The organism is Halovivax gelatinilyticus (assembly GCF_024300625.1).
Classification (GTDB): Archaea; Halobacteriota; Halobacteria; order Halobacteriales; family Natrialbaceae; genus Halovivax; species Halovivax gelatinilyticus.
In genome coordinates, this window is sequence record NZ_CP101322.1 from 32,398 (window position 1) to 48,368 (window position 15,971).

The window sequence follows — 15,971 nt, forward strand, 5'->3', positions numbered from 1 at the left end:
TTTGTTGATTCGGGTGTGTCGTCTGGTTCGTTAGGTCGTTAGGTTGGTCAGTTCGGTCGTGCTATTGGTGCGTATTAATCCCGAAATCCTGTATACACCTCCACGGTGACCTCTTCACCGGGGTCGAGTTCCCCAATTTGTGACTTGGTCAGGGTCGCTGTGGGCGGATTGGGTCTGTCGGCGACACCGAGACGCCTGTACAGTTGCTTCCACGCTTTCTGATCTTCGTATTCGTCAACGTCTGGAGCGACGGCGCGGAAGATCGACTTCGACGCGACGATGAACAGCTTCCGTTTCATTCGGCTCGCGCCGACGTTGAACCGGTTCGCATCCAATAGAAACTCCGCGAGACCGTTTACATATCCTTGATTTCCTGCGGTCATCGCGAGAACCATTACGTCTTTTTCGTCCCCCTGGTATCGCTCCACGGTGTCCACCGGAACGCCGATTTCCTGATCGGAGATGCGCCGTCGCATGAGTCGGAATGGAACGACGACGCCGGCGGAACACTGCCTTTCCCCCGGATCGGCCGCTACAACGGGCAATGTCGAAAGCAACTTCTTGGCAAGATAGGCCTCAACCGGGCTGTCTTTTGTGAAACGTTGATCGTCGTGGAGGAGCAGCGTCACTCTTGGTTCGGGGTCGAGTGCTTCCCGGAGCCACGCGGGCATCGCCGAGGTCCGGACATCCGGGATTCGTCTGGCCTCCGCGTGGGAAGTCAGCTCGATTCCGTCCCGGTAGTAGAACAGGTCGGTCTCGAACTCGGCCATCGCCGGTGGCAGTCGATATGTGATAGTTAGCCGCTCCATCGGAATCACTTGGTCCGGATCGTCCCACTCGGGCGGTTTGCGTTCGACCGTTGCGAGGTCGCGGTTGGTCTCACCACGCAGGAATCGAATGAAGTCGAGCGCCGACACAGCCGGTGTGTGCTCCTCGATGGTCGCACGATCTTCGGACTCCCAATCGTGTGAGTGGATGGGTTGCATCTGTCGATGATCGCCGACCAGCTGAATCTGGCTACCTTCTCGCAGAAACGCTCCGACTAGGAACAACAGCGGCAGATCCATCATGCTCGCCTCGTCGACGAGCGCATAGTCGAAGATTGCAGCCTCGCCGGACTTCAACAGATCGGAGACATTCGAGTCGGCGCTGATCTGGCCGGCAACCGTGTTGACCATGTTCCGCAAGGTAACCGGCGTCGCAAACACCACGACCTTTTCGCACCCATCGGAGAGTGGTTCGGCTAGCAATTCTTCGAGTTCCTCGCTATCCTCGTAGTATTGGAGGTCGTGAACGTTATCCGGGAGATCGGTCAATCCTGCACTAGATGCGCGCACCCGTATGAGCGTAACGTCCCTCCCTGCCCCCGAAGCCGCGAGTCGCATTGTCGCGTCGCCGACCGCTCTCGCCACTTCGTCGACCGCGGTATTAGAGTGGGCGCTGACAACTCCGATGAAAGGCTCGTCGTCCGGCGTCGTGGCTACTCGTGAGAGGATGGCTGGTGTAGATGCGTAGGCCGTCTTGCCAGTTCCTGGCGGCCCCTGGACGGTACCGACCGAGTGGTTGAGCTGCCGGACGAACTCCCGCTGAGCGCAGTTGGATTCGTACGGCATCGCCGCATCGAATTGCCTCAGGAATCCTTCCACTGCATCCGGGTTTCGAAACGGCTCATCAAACTGGAGGGCAGTCGGATTTTCCTCCGCATAGACGTCGAGTAGTTCGTTGTGAAGAACGTTCTCATTCGCGTTATCGATCGCTTCACGAGCACGGTAAGCGGAGTAGTCATCAAGGGCCTCGTTCACGGCGAACGTCATTCCCTCGGCAATCAGCTGCCGTTCATCGTCGGGATCGCTCGTCCAACCGACGTGGTTCGTCATATTCGGCACCGCTCGTCGGTTACTGTCCGTCGGGAAGGAAATCTTCACCTGGCCCCGATCAGTATTGATATGGCCCAACCGACCGAGAACTCCATTTGCGTACTTCGTCGGGTCATCCGGTTTTTCGATGAGTCGGCCATCGTCGTCTTCTACTAGCGGCGTCAACACGACCCAGTTGCCGGACTCCCGACGGAGCGTCGTGGTCGCGGTCATCCCGGGCTGGCCGTCACCCAACCTTCGGAGGATTTCTCCTTCGACGGTGTTTTTCTTCTCGAAATTCTCCCTGTTTTCCGGCGGGTTCGTCACCTCGAACGGAATAGTTTGCCCAGCAGCTACCCGTTCAGCCAGCGGCTGCCTGTACCGATACTCCAAGGCGCGTCGCTTTGAACCATGTTCGAGTTGTTGATACTCGACAAGTGTTCGCTGAAGGGCCGACTCCCCCAGGGAGTTTGCCGTCAACGATTCCAGATTAATTGGTTCCTTGGTAACGCCGGCGTTCTTGTACCGAATACACCGCTCGATGTACTCGAAAGCGTTACAGATGGTGTGGATAAGATCTTCGATGTCTGAGAGGCAGACACGCGGTGAATCATCTCCCTCGTGGTGGCGATATCGCACAATTTCCGCGACTGCAGCCTCGTCGCTGGCCCAGTCCTCATCGAGTACGTCGAACTCTTCGGCCGCGTAGAGATACTCCAGCGGCATCGTATCGCGGTGACGTTCGATAACCGGATAGTGCCCATGGAATCGATCCGGCGGTACAACGAGACCGTTATCGGAGTTCGGAAAAACCCTGTCCGCGAACTCCTCGATTGGAAGTGCTACCTCGAAGAACCCGAGATCGAACACGCGCTTCAGCGGCGTCTCTGTTTCGTCTCGGACGTCCTCCCAGCCAAAATCTCGCTCCTTCGAAATGTCGTAGAACTGTGCGACCGTCTGGAACAGCCCCAGCCCGGGATATCGAAAGGCGTGTCGCGCACGGAACTCCTCGCGAAGGACGCTGACAATCTCTTGGTCGATATCTTGCCGGTACCCAAGCAGGGTACGAACCGCATCCGCGACGGGGTCTCCTTCGTGGCGCCTCGTCGCATCGACAAGCCATTCGCGCTGTCGCTCGCTGTACGGGTACATGTGGAACAGTCCCTCTTCTGAACGGAGTCCTTCATTCGAGAGGTCGGGGCGAACTCTACCAATCGCCGCTTCCAACTTATCGATGAATTCAGCGAGCAGCTCTTTTTCAACTTCGTCTTTTGCGTCCGGGTCTCGCACAAGCGCGTCGGTGATCGCGAGAACGAACTCCCCGTCGCCGTCGTTCCGGCTGCAATCGACCTTCGCCCCGAGAATACACAGGCGGTTCCGGACGTGGTCGTGTTGGATATACGGGTACACACGAACGATTGATTCGCGAGGGTACTCGAGAGAGAAACTGTCGGGTGGAGAGTCGTCCGGAAGATTCCGACCGGATCCGATCAGGTACTCTTGCCACGGACCGACGCCCTCGGCGTTCGCCTGCCACCACCGTTCGAATTTCGGATCGATCTCACGGCGGAATCGGTGGGCGATCTGTACGCGCTCGTACAGGCGTGAGAGCTCGGTCGATGACTGGATTTCAGCGACGAGATCGGGGTTACTCGCTTCCGGGAGTGACCGTCTAATTGGATGTCTGGCCCATCGGCCGGTGGGAAGATCATAGAGGTCGACGAGGTCGTTAATCCTCTCGATACCGAACTCTTGGAGACCTTCCTGCACGCCCTCGGAGAAACCGAGCAGGGACAAATCTCCAGTCGTCGCCGAGCGGGCGACACACTTGGCCTGTTTCGGGCAGCTATCACAGCGCTCATCGATGCGGTACCTCGGAGGTTGGGTGTCTCCGTTGCTTGCCGGTCGCCCGTTCTGGTCGAGAAGTACGCGATCAAGCGTACCACTTCGCTCTAACAACAGTCGAACGTCGTTTATCCGGCTTTCCAGCTCGAAATCTGCGAGTATATCGAAATTCAATCCTTCTGCTACCACCGGCCCGAAGCTGTTCCCTCGTGTTACGATACTCGCAGTCACCTCCACGTTCCGATCACCGAGGAGCTTGCGGAGCAAAAGCGCGTACATCGCGGCTTGAATTTGATGGTGGGTTTTCGATTCCGTCGACGACTTCATCTCGAGGACACGCACCTCGACCCCGGATCTCCCATCGATAGTGGTTGGTGATACTAATAGACCATCAGCCTCACCGCGTACGGGCCACGCCTCTATCGACCCCTCGAAGGTTGGCTGATAGCCAACAATCGGCGAGTCCTGTACCCCAGCGAGAACGCTGTCAACGAGATCCCGAACGTGGTCACCCTGAGCTTCTCCGGCCCACATGGCATCGAAATGTAGGTCGTGATCTGCCGGTCCGACCACGAAACACTCCGTACCCTGTAGCAACCGTATCTGACCGATTTCGAATCGCACGCCAGTCTCGGCAAGCAGTGGACTTACCCGAACGTCGTCGATAGACTCCGGGATGCTCTCACCATATTCTTGGAAGAGGTACATTGGGCATTGCTTGAGACTGAAGTACTTCGCTATGATGCTGGGGTGAACTGACGGCCGGGGTTCGGAACTGCATTGCGGTGGTACGGTCATAATCGTGGAAGATTTGTGCCAACTTGATTGCTTGACACCAGTATCGACGAATCGGCGGCGTCAGCGCTTTGGAATGTTACACGTTATCTACACTACGACGAGCAACCAGATATTTTGGTAGCCTAGTGTTGATCTTCTTGATACCCCATATGGGCCTATCATCCTACTAACGTAACGGATACATTACTAATGTTTCGACCGGAGCGACACCAATTCACTATCACGGACCATGCCTGAGCGAATACATTAGTTTAAATTATTATATATTAGATTGGATGTTTTTATAGTCATGGACGTTCCCCCGCAAGATTGAATTGAATTACGGGAGCAGATGGAGTAACGACTTGAATGAAGTATTTCGATCGCAACTCTAACCGGTCTCGTGTGAAACGGGACGTGGAACCGCTCGTCCGGGGGCTCCTAGAGAACACACAGATATTCGGCCCCGAGACCGAGAACCCACCCCAGGTCACCACGGCTCTCAAGTACACTCGCAAACCACAAAAGCGACGGAACCCCGGTGACTACGGTGGGTCAGATCCGTTCATCGCGGATATCATCGATATCTTTGGATTTGAGCCGCTCAAGTTCCAGCAGACCAGCTGGGAATTGGTGAGAGACCTGAACCAGCAACGATGTGGCGGGGACTCACAGGGAGCAATCTTCTCAGCCCCTACCGGCTTCGGCAAGACTGAGGCGTTCCTCGGACCGCTCTATCAACTGCTGCGTGAAGATGATCTGGAGCGTGTCGCGCTGGTCTATCCGAGCAAGGCGCTCCTCCAGGACCAGCTCGGTCGGGTGCTCGAACATCTGCATACGATCAAAACGACGAGCGAAGACCAGATATCGGTCGGCGTCTGGTCGGGAGACACCGCCTACGAATTGGATGACGTCGCGTCGGAGAAGGCACTGTTTGAAGGAACGGGGCCGAACAAGCGCTTTAGACTCGCCAACTGCTGGTGTGGCGAGCCCCACGACCCACATTCGTTCCAATACGACGGTGGGAGCGCACACTACGAGTTGGTTTGCGAACACGACGACAGCCATTCCTTCACCGAGGAGGAAGTAGTGTTGAACCGCGAGGACATCCGCCGGTCGAACGGCCCTGAAATCGTGTTGACGACGCTCGAGTCGTTGGAACTGTTCGGGTTGAAACCAAATTACGACCTCATCGACGAGATCGATGCCATCGTCTTCGACGAGATTCATCTTTATACGGGCATCCGCGGAGCACACGCTGCCAACGTCGTCGATAACATCGAATCCATCACCGACCAGTCGATGTTATGGCTCGGTGCCAGCGCGACTGTCGACGACGCCGAGCAATTCGCCGCGAAAATCTTCCCGATTCCTGATGGTAGAATCGAGGCGGTGGCCCCACCAGATGAAGACTTCGAGACCGACCACGATGACCACGAACACTACTTCTTCCTTAAGGCAACCGAGGACGGGCCAGGAGTCTCCTCGATGTTTATCCAGCAAATCCTCCTGCTCGGACACGCGATGTTGCAACAGCAGGACGGTCCTAGAGGAAAACTGTTGTCGTTCATCGACAGCATCAGTCAGGTGAATCAGAAGCGAACACAGCTACAGGACGCAGATGAGCAACGGGAACTGTGGCGCCATCACGTGGACATCGACGAGCCCGGCGACTGGCGCGACGTCGCTGAAGGGATGGACAGAGAATTCGTCGAGGGGTCGTTGGAGTTCTCGTCCGTCTACTCAGACGCCGGATTTGATGCCTCCGTCATCCGGAGCGATGTTCTCCTGTCGACGAACTTCCTCGAAGTTGGGATCGACGTTGGTGACATCTCCATCGTGACGCAATACCGGACGCCGTGGAACCTTTCATCATTCGTCCAGCGTGTCGGGCGGGCCGCGCGCGAACCCGGAACTGACTCGTTCATCTTCGTCTTCCTCTCGGACCTTACGAGTGACTCCAACATGTTTTACCGAGCGGATCGGTTCCTCGGTTCCGAAATTCGAACGCCGCTAAAGCCCGACAACGAGGTCATCGAGTGGATTCACGACCGCTATCGAGAATTCTACGAGGGTTCGACGCGAGTTCGCGAGAGACGCCACTTCTCCAACAAGCGAGAGAAAGAGGAGTTCCACGAGGAGTACCTGGTCGACGAACTCGGCTGGGCAGAATACTACGACCTGATCGACGACCCGGAAAGCGTCCTCTTTCGTACACTCGGTATCACTGGTTCGTTTGACCCCCTCGTCGGCCAAGAACCGATAATGGAAGTCCTGGCGGCTCTCGAAGAGCGCGACGAAGAACTCGAGGAGAAACTCGACGAGCTAGGTGTGGCGGGAGAGGAAGGGACGGGGGATACCGAACGCGAGATGGTCGAGAGCGTCAGAACAGACATTTTAGGCTACATCAAGGAACGGCGGAAGCTGGTTGCCGAGTGCCGGGAGATGAACGAGGAGTTCGTCGACCGTTCGGTCCTCGACGGATTAGAATCGGAGCTCGAAGAGGCTCGTGAAACCATCGCTGAACCGGCACCGGGGCTGAACGTGGAAATTGACAGATTCCGCAACGTGCTCCCGATTCTGTACACGGTGAAAGGGAACGTGCTTCGAGTTACCAACGCCGCAAACAGCGCCGATATCACGCTGTCCCCGTTGACCTTAGATATCGGTGAACTCGAATCATCCATCGAGCGCATTGCGGACGCGTTGGACGACGACCGAGTCGCGGAGCTCGTTCTCGAAAGAAAGCGGCTGTACTATCTCAAGCAAACGCTCGAAGAGCTATATGACTACCAGGCGATTCCGAGCAACTACCTCAGTCTCTATTACGTCAAGCATCTCCTCCGGGGCGGATACTACTACGATCGATTCCTCCAAACGGCCGGCGACTCCCTCGCTGACGAGGTATGGTTCGTTCCCGAGAACTATTTCGACGACGCTGGACAGTACTTCACCGTGTTCCACGGAGATGACGACGTGGAGGGAAGCGATCAATCAATAGATAAAATCGTCCACTCGTACACGCCCTTCCGTAGTGAGTATAAACAAGATGCAGGGGAACTGCAGGCGTTTATTCCGGAGACGATTATCTACGACGACTCGGTGAAGTTCACATTCAACGACGTCTCTGGAGAGCGACGTGACGACCTCATCATCCCCGACTCGATCAGACTCGATACCGTAACCGATCTCAGCGGATCGAAGGCATTGAACATCGTCCGGTACTGCCCCCAGTGCCTGCAAATTCTTGATCACGGCAGTTGTCTCCGACACAATGATCGTGCCCTCGGGAAGATACACGCGAGTCCGTCGGTCGAGACGTCGGTCAACATAGGTGAGAATACGGAGTCGCGCGGTCTCGTTACCCTCTCAGACATGTCCGGTGAGGTAAAGCTCGTCGGCGTCTCGCTCGAAATTACGCCGGCGACGTACATCCGTTCCAGTGATGAGTATATCTTCACCGGCGAAGACCGTATCAAGCGGGAGATCGAGTCGCCGGACAGAACCCTCGGGTTCGGCCTCGATACCCGTGGGCTCACTTTCGACATATCCCGTTTCCTCAACCGGATTGACGACCCCGAGATTGTTACCCGACTCGACCGATACAAGGACCGGTCCGAGGTCGGGCTCCGGGAGATGGGGGCACACACGGCCGCGCACTTTTTCATCCAACTGGTAGCGGACGTGGCGGGCGTTACCCCGCGGTCGTTGTTCTACGGAATCGATATGGATGAAGAGGTCGTGTACGTCTTCGAACGATCGCAGGGTGGACAGGGACTCGTCGACCTAGTTTTCGACGACCTACGCGAGGATCCCGGAACCGCGCTGGAATCGGTCACCCGAATCACCTACGACCCGCAGGTCATCTGTGAACGTCTCTGGGCCGACGTATCGTTCGTCGATGACCTCCCACCCGTTAATCCCGATCAGACTGCCATCGAGGATGCTGTTCGGAGCGCCGACGAGGTCCCGATGTTCGATCACGTCGTCGATCAGGTCGTCGAAGAGGTTCAATCAACGGTCGACCGGGCACAACAGCTTGCACAAGAGGAAGCGATTTCCCTGCGGCGAGCGTTCCAGATCAAAAACGTCGTTTCATCGGCGCGAATCGATGGGGAGTCGACGTACCCTGAAGAGGCCGTTACCGACGTTCTGCCCGATTTCGACGGTCACGACAGGGTTGAGACGCTCTTTTTCTCGCCAAACATCGACGGCTGCGTCGAGAACCTCCAACTGTCGGAGTGCATTTCGGGCCACGATCAGTCCGACACGCTCAGCTACGTGCTACTCGAGGAGCTCCGAGAGGAGCTAATTCAGCGGGTTCCTCACGACGAGATGGCCGACGAGCTGTTCGATCGCGAAGTCCTGCCGGGAGGTGAGTACGATGGCACGAGTATTTTCCTTACCCTCTAGTGCCCTCCGGTACCTGCTCGGCCACGCCCTAGTGTACGACGATCACATCGCCATTTGCACACCGTGGCTCAGTGACGTCGACGTTCGGCTCCCGCTCGCACCGGGAGTCGATGATCGCAGCACGAAGTTGGCAGCGGCTATCCGCAATCTCGATACTCAGGTCGATGTGTACGTCCGTCCTGACGAATCTGCCAACGAGTACGCGCTCTCTCGACTGGCGGGTCTCGAGAACGTTACCGTCACCACCGTTCCCGACATTCACGCGAAGGCAGTCATCACAGATGCGTACGTGTACGTTGGTTCGGCAAATATTACACGTGGTGGGTTACTCACCAATCTGGAACTCTGCAAGGTGGTTGAAAACGAGTTCGCTGACGTGCAGTCGTACATCGAAGCGGAGCTGGATATTTAGTTGATAATTTACTTTTGGGACTCTGTCTAGGTTATCACCTCCTCAGCTGGCGTTCGGCCACCGAGTGCCTGATTCGGCCGATCATGATTATAGTGGTGTCAGAAGCGCCTGCGCCAGCGGCGTGGACTTGACTGCCCCGCCAGAAGGTGTGAATTCGGTCAATCCGATTCGAGACTGTCTAAAACCACTCTTCGACGTGATGTCGGTCACTGTAGTCGAGCTGACCGCTCAATTCGTGGCGAGCGAGGGCAATCACATAGTCGCCAGCATCGTCGAGAAACGCTGTCTCGACGATTTCGCGTTTCTCCGTCAGCCGGTGGAGGAAAGCCGCCGCCGGGTCAGTCTCCCGGCGGCCGAAGGCGTAGATTCCGAACAAAGCTTAGGTTCGGTATCGATCGCGGCGTACAGCCACTTCTTCTCGCCATCGACCTCGATCTGTTTCTCGTCGACTGCGACCCGCGCCGGCTCCGCAGTTGGCGGGTCACTCTGTGCCTCCGACAGTGTGTGCTTCCAGTTCCAGATTGTTCCGTAAGAGCGGTCAGTGCCGAGTAATTCGAGCACTGAGACACCTCCGGAACCGTCAATCCCATCGAATGGGGGCGTATCTCGATTACCCTGACGGGCGTCGGGGTGCGCTCGTTCTCTCAACCCTCATCACAATCGACGCCGAAGCTCTCTGAACAGGTCGATGAGTTGCATGAGTACTTCTCGCCACCAGCTTCTCGTCCCTCAAACTCTCATCTAGCCAGAGCCCCAGCACGATAAGGACCTGAAACTCCTATTTATTAGATCTGGTTAATGCTATAAGGGTGGCAGGTAAACCATCCGATATGGAATATGCTGACAAGCACACAGATTTTGACCGGTTTGATGATTCTGTCCAGACTCTCCTTGAGGGGATAGTTTTCAATCGGCAGCTATGGAGCGGTGATGCAGATGCAGATACCGTCACTGATGCACTCAAGTATCACCAGCGTCCTGTCCAGCGTCCTGATTATCAACCCTACGCAGGTGATGACCCATATATCCAAGAAATTCTCAACGATGTCCTCGGATTTGAAGGGCTGATCCCGTTCCAGGAGCAGTGTTGGAGCTTACTCCATGAAATGCAGGATACGAGAGTTCGTGAAAACAACTCAAGGGGCGCAATTCTTTCTGCTCCGACCGGCTTCGGTAAAACAGAGGGATTCGCCGGACCGGTTTTTCACGACCATGCAATGAACAACGGTAAGGGATTCGGTAAAGTCGCGATCGTCTATCCTCGAAATGCACTCCTCGAGGATCAGTTAGAGCGGTTCCTCGTCACCATCCACAAAATGAACCGCCGCCACAATGCCGATATCTCAATTGGGATCTACAATGGCGATGTCCGTCCATCGAACGGCGATATCTTCCGGAGTCCTCTGATCAACCAAGGGGAGTTCACAATAGCACAATGGACGGGTGGAGACGAACCCGTTCCGTTCAACTTCAACTACGACCGTAATAACGAGACGTACACCCTCGATGCGTCCCGAGGACCGACGTTCAGCGAGCGAACAATTAAACTCTCGAGAGACGCCGTCCGTAACGACGTTCCCGACATCCTACTCACGACGATAAACTCACTGGAGAACTTCGCTCTCAAGCCGAACTACGACATCATTGATGAGTTTCGAACGATTATTTTCGATGAAGTTCATCTATATCGCGGAACATACGGGGCTCACGCTGCGAACGTCATCAGGAATACGAAACGGTCGATCGAAGAGCGCGTTGGAGACGAAGCGGGCATGCTCTTTATCGGGTCAAGTGCGACCATCGACCGACCCAAGCAATTTGGCTCTGACCTCTTCGACATCAACCGAGAGAACATAGCCGTCGTCGAAACTAGCCCAGAAGATAAACGTGAATCGGATGACACCGAGCACTTCCACTTCGTCGCATCTAACGAAGATGTCGCAACAAGTTCCACGTTCATTCAGCAGATTCTCCTATTTTCCCACGCTCTGCTTCAGGAGAGCGACGGACGAGATCGCAAAAAGGCACTGGCGTTCATTGACAGTGTAAGCCAGGTAAACCAGCGCTATTTCCAGATTCGAGATTTCGAACGGGAAAACCGCTGGCAGTATCACGATAAAGCGCCAGATGACTGGCGTCAAATCGCACAAGAGACTCCATATCAGACTGCTCTCCCGGCCCAGACGACACCTGGACACGAGTTTATCGAGAATGATTTCAACATTCAGCAAACGTCGGCCGATCTCCGTCTTCGAGCCGAGGAGTTCGGAGAGACGGATCTCATTTTAAGCACGTCGCTTCTCGAGGTTGGTATCGATATTCCTGCCATCAAGGTCATCAGCCAATACCGAGCGCCCTGGGAGATGTCCCAGTTCGTTCAGCGCATCGGACGCGCATCCCGTAAGGAAGGGAACGATGCTCACTTCTTAATCACACTCGGTGACGAAGCCGCTGACAGAAGTCTCTTCCACCGTGCAGGGAGCTTCCTAGATCCGGAGATTACTACACCACTCAATACTGACAATGAGATTCTGACCTGGATTCACAGTCAGCTCTACAAGGCTTTTCAAACTGTCTATCGGATTAGGAGTGCAGTGACCACCGGTGGGTCGACTCAGCAACAAGAAAAATTCCTCGAGTACTTTCTCCGTCGGTCGGATGAAGAGTCGTTCCAAGCTTTCGGCCAGTTTATCGAGGAGCCCGGTACAGAACTCACTAGTCTTCTCGAACAGCGGCTCCCGATATCAGGGTCGTTGAACGACCTCGAGACGATCGATGCTGTCTACAGCACAGTGCTACAGGCGGTCCAAGACGATGCACTCCTGACCGATATCGCGACCCTCCTTGACGAACCGGTCACACGGTTCACACTCCAGACGGGAAGGCTCGATGATCTAGACGACCAGATGGAGATAGGTATCCGGATGACCATCCAGGAAGTTAGGAACACAATTAACCAAGCTGAACCGCAAAATACTGCCGCCAGGGGCGCTGTCGATGCAATTTCAAATCAACTATCTGAGGCCGAAACTATTCTAGATGACGGGGGTCAAGACAGACGAGACCGATACGATGACTTAGATGAGCTCTTCAACAATGTCCGAAACCAACTAAGCTCGGTGGCATCTGATTTTACGGGCGTTCACGAGTCATTCCCCTATCATCTACGTCTTGAAGACGCAAACAGCGCAATCCAGGAGGCTCGCGGAATTCGACGTGATGAACAACTCCAGGATAAACGCCAGAGATGGCGGCGCGCGTACTACGTCAAACGGGCACTACAGGAGTACTATTGCTTCGTGAATCAGCGTTTCAGTGATAATCAGGTGTATGGGCACCTGATGGTGCGAGCGTTTAAAGCTCTCTTACGAGCAGTGTACTTCTACGACCGGGCAGTGAACCTCGAATCAACACGTGGAGAACTTGAACCCCCTCACTTTGTGCCGACATCGTATTTCGGTGAAGCCGGCGAGACGTTCTCGGTAGTGCCTGAAGATCAGGCAGGGGCCCCTGGTGAGGAAGATTCTATAGATGCACTGTATGTCATTCGATTTGAACAAAATGACGACGACGAAGAACAGTTGGATGCGTCGCTAACCAAACTCTTCTTCGAGTACGCGCCGTATATGTCGAAGTACCTTTCTGACCAGTCACTCCAAATGTTCAATCCGCAGGTAGAGGAAGCCCCAGTCGACGCCGACGCCGACTACTACTTCGACATCTCCGGATTGAGCACGGAGCCAGGAGAAGACTTGGTCACGCCGAATACCCTGCCCGTGAAACAAGTCGAGGATCAGTCCGGCGACCAGGCACGCGCGATTGTTTGGTACTGCAATGAATCCCTCTACGTTGGCCGCAATCGGTGGGACCACGGACCACACGGAGAGGATACCATGGACTACGGTCAGCTCCACTCAGAGCCGCATATCGGCACGGCGTTCGAACCCGAAGAGAGACCCACTGACCAAATCAGTGTATCGTATATCGATGCTGACGTGAGTCTCGACGCAGTAACACTGACAATCACGCCGGCAACGCTCGTAGGCGACCCTTCTGCAGAGAGTCCTCCCTTCCGCACCGAACGAGACGCGCAGCGCGAATTACTGCTGGAGTTCGAGCAACCGCTTGGTTTTTCGCTTCACTCCCGAGGCGTCATCTGGGATATCGGGGATTTCGTTGACGAACTCCTCGAGGATGAGGAATTCGTAGAAAATTTTGAAAGCCACAATCCAGGGGCCGACATCGAAGATACCATCCATTTTACGGCTGCTCACTTCCTCGTAGAGGTCGTTGCGGACGTCAGTGGGGTCAACCAGGCACAGATGCTCTACGCCGTCTCTCCAGATGCGAATCAAGTGGCAGTGTTCGAGCATGCTGAAGGGGGACAAGGTATCGTTGATCTCTTTGACGACGTACGTAATCGTCTCGAGCACGAGAAGATGCTGCGAACTATTAACCGGGTCGCGTCGAATCCGCAGTTGATCAACGGCTCGCTCTGGGCCGACAATGAGTTTGTCGTCGCCGTTCGTGCCGGGGACTGGGCGACCGTCGAAGAATTCGTCCGTCAGCGAGTGGTCGTACCGACCGAGTCCGTGGTCAATGACGTGATGCAAATGGTCCAGAATACGGTCGACCAACTGGACGAATTCGCTGATGTCACTGATACAACGCTGGAGGAAGCCTACGAAATTCGCCACGCTGCGGCCCGATATCAGTTCGAGGTTGGGATCCACGACCCAGTCGAGGACCTCGAAGACGAAACACCAGACAGCGTTCAAGCGGAGAACCTCCGGAATCTCATCGTCGAACCCGACGTAGACGACTGTGTTGAAAACTTACATCTCGCATATAGCATCGTCATGGACCAGGGGAATGTCCTCAGCTATCTCGTCCTCGAGCGGCTTCACGAGCACGTCGTAACAAAGACCGACAGCGACGACTGGGGGGACGAAGTACTGGACCGCGAGGCAATTCCTGGAGTGAATATTGATGGTACAAACGTTTTCCATACGCTCTGACCAAATCGCCCGATATCTCGGATCGGCGTTTCTCAACGCGACCCGGATAGTCATCGTCTCACCCTGGGTGAGCGATATCAAGGTCAAGGTCCCAGAGACGGACCAAATTGACGACCGAGAGTTACTGCTCTCTCAAGCGGTGAACCAGTTCGACGTTAACGTGACATTCGTCGTTGACCCTGCTAATAATGCCCACAACCGGTTACGGGCACAAGCCCTCCTCCCTAAAGTTAGTAGCCATGCGACGATCGAGACTGTAGATAACCTTCATGCGAAAGCTATTGTCACGGACCAAATTCTCTATCAGGGTTCAGCCAACGTGACCTACCACGGTCTGAATGTCAACGTCGAATTATGTGATCTTCGAGAAAACGAATACGAGGACGCAAACGACTTCTTGCGGGAACGAATCGGGCTCGAACTTGGCGAGTCCTAAGCTTCCCGTTTAGAAGTGCTTGAACAAAAGAACACTGTTAAGAACCCATTTCATTAAAATGAATGATTTCTACTAATGTATCGAATTCATTGGAAAGTATTTGAGACGGGATGTTGAAACCATTTCTGGTCTAAGCACATAGGAGGTTACGGTATGATTGACTATCAATTCAGATTATAAAAGCAAGCAATTTTATTCAGAATATTAATTTTAACCCTATATAAGAATGTGTAACTCAATTGGAATGAGGATCTGATTCTCACAAAGAATGGGAGGCGTTGCCGTTGTGCCTGGCGTGTCCCTGCGGATTGGATGGAGTAGCCAACGGAGTAACCAGCCTCAGGTTAGCGCGGGATATCTGAGTCGGGGCCGACACCGCCAGCATTGACCGCGATCTCGCAAGCGAACTCAAGCGATTTAACAAGATTCTCTACATCTTCTTCGCTGGAGATAACGCTTCGATTTCCATGCATCACCTTGTTACGGTACTTCTCAACAGTGTCAAAGGCAATTTTGCATCGAGTCTTAGAAGGAAAGCCCAATTTTTCCATGAGATCCTCGTTATCCCGAACAATTTCCTTCAGGTCAGCAATGGCCATGAATTCGACGGGATGCAAATCTACATTCTCATTGACAGCGTTTTGCCACCGATCTAAAGCTCTTCCTCTGGACCGCACATCTTGGTATACCATTTGAATTTCATCGAGGCCATACTTCTCTTTGATAAGTTCCGATACTGTTTTCGCAGTCTCAGCATAGTAGCTAAACAAGTACTCTTTCGCAGCCCTTGTATTAATGTCAGCATGAGTCACAACCATCCAAGAATCCGGATCAGGGTGCCTAACTACCGCGAATGGATACTCGGTTAGAATATTTATACAATATAGCATTATGTCATTATAGTTGACGTACTGTTCTTCATCAATTGAGTATACCTCGCCGGTTTCCACCTCGTAGAATTCACGTGATTTGTATGGTCTAATGGGGGCGTAGTCGTATCCCTTATCCTCAATATCTTTGACAATGTCCGCCATGATCTCATTTTGGTCAAGCTCGTTCTGGGCCACGAAGTAGATGGGAGAACCTAAGTCTGATGCGCTACCTTCACTCGGGTATCTAGTGTACTCCTCAACTTCCTCCTCACTCCAGTACATATGAAAATGCCCGACCGCAACTGACAAAACGTTATTCACATTCCATTTGCCAACTTCTTG

Annotated in this window: 6 protein-coding genes and 1 pseudogene; 4 read left to right on the forward strand and 3 right to left on the reverse strand. The window is 54.4% G+C overall.

Annotated features, from left to right (window positions below; genetic code table 11):
• Positions 1–74: 74 nt before the first annotated feature.
• Positions 75–3,146, reverse strand: coding sequence for an AAA domain-containing protein (locus NKH31_RS00110; RefSeq protein ID WP_254863101.1), 3,072 nt, complete (start codon positions 3,144–3,146; stop codon positions 75–77).
• A gap of 1,737 nt (positions 3,147–4,883) precedes the next feature.
• On the opposite strand from NKH31_RS00110, the gene NKH31_RS00115 reads away from it, so the two are divergent.
• Entirely contained in the window at positions 4,884–8,891 is a 4,008-nt protein-coding gene (locus tag NKH31_RS00115) for a DEAD/DEAH box helicase (protein WP_254863103.1), read from the forward strand.
• 31 nt (positions 8,892–8,922) lie between these two features.
• Positions 8,923–9,303: a phospholipase D-like domain-containing protein gene (locus NKH31_RS00120; RefSeq protein WP_254863104.1), complete on the forward strand. Its 381-nt coding sequence runs from the start codon at positions 8,923–8,925 to the stop codon at positions 9,301–9,303.
• A gap of 26 nt (positions 9,304–9,329) precedes the next feature.
• On the opposite strand, the pseudogene NKH31_RS00125 reads toward NKH31_RS00120, so the two are convergent.
• Positions 9,330–10,002: pseudogene (locus NKH31_RS00125) on the reverse strand (DDE-type integrase/transposase/recombinase).
• A gap of 131 nt (positions 10,003–10,133) precedes the next feature.
• Here NKH31_RS00125 and NKH31_RS00130 point away from each other — a divergent pair.
• Both NKH31_RS00130 and NKH31_RS00135 read left to right on the forward strand, forming a co-directional pair.
• A complete protein-coding gene (locus NKH31_RS00130) occupies positions 10,134–14,321 on the forward strand; it encodes a DEAD/DEAH box helicase (protein ID WP_254863105.1) in 4,188 nt (1,395 codons plus the stop codon).
• The gene (locus tag NKH31_RS00135) at positions 14,293–14,757 is read left to right on the forward strand and encodes a phospholipase D-like domain-containing protein (protein ID WP_254863106.1); all 465 of its coding nucleotides are present in this window, start codon (positions 14,293–14,295) and stop codon (positions 14,755–14,757) included. Before NKH31_RS00130 ends, NKH31_RS00135 begins: the two co-directional genes overlap by 29 nt.
• Before the next feature lie 344 nt (positions 14,758–15,101).
• Here NKH31_RS00135 and NKH31_RS00140 read toward each other — a convergent pair whose 3' ends face one another.
• Entirely contained in the window at positions 15,102–15,911 is an 810-nt protein-coding gene (locus tag NKH31_RS00140) for a hypothetical protein (protein ID WP_254863107.1), read from the reverse strand.
• Positions 15,912–15,971: the final 60 nt, after the last annotated feature.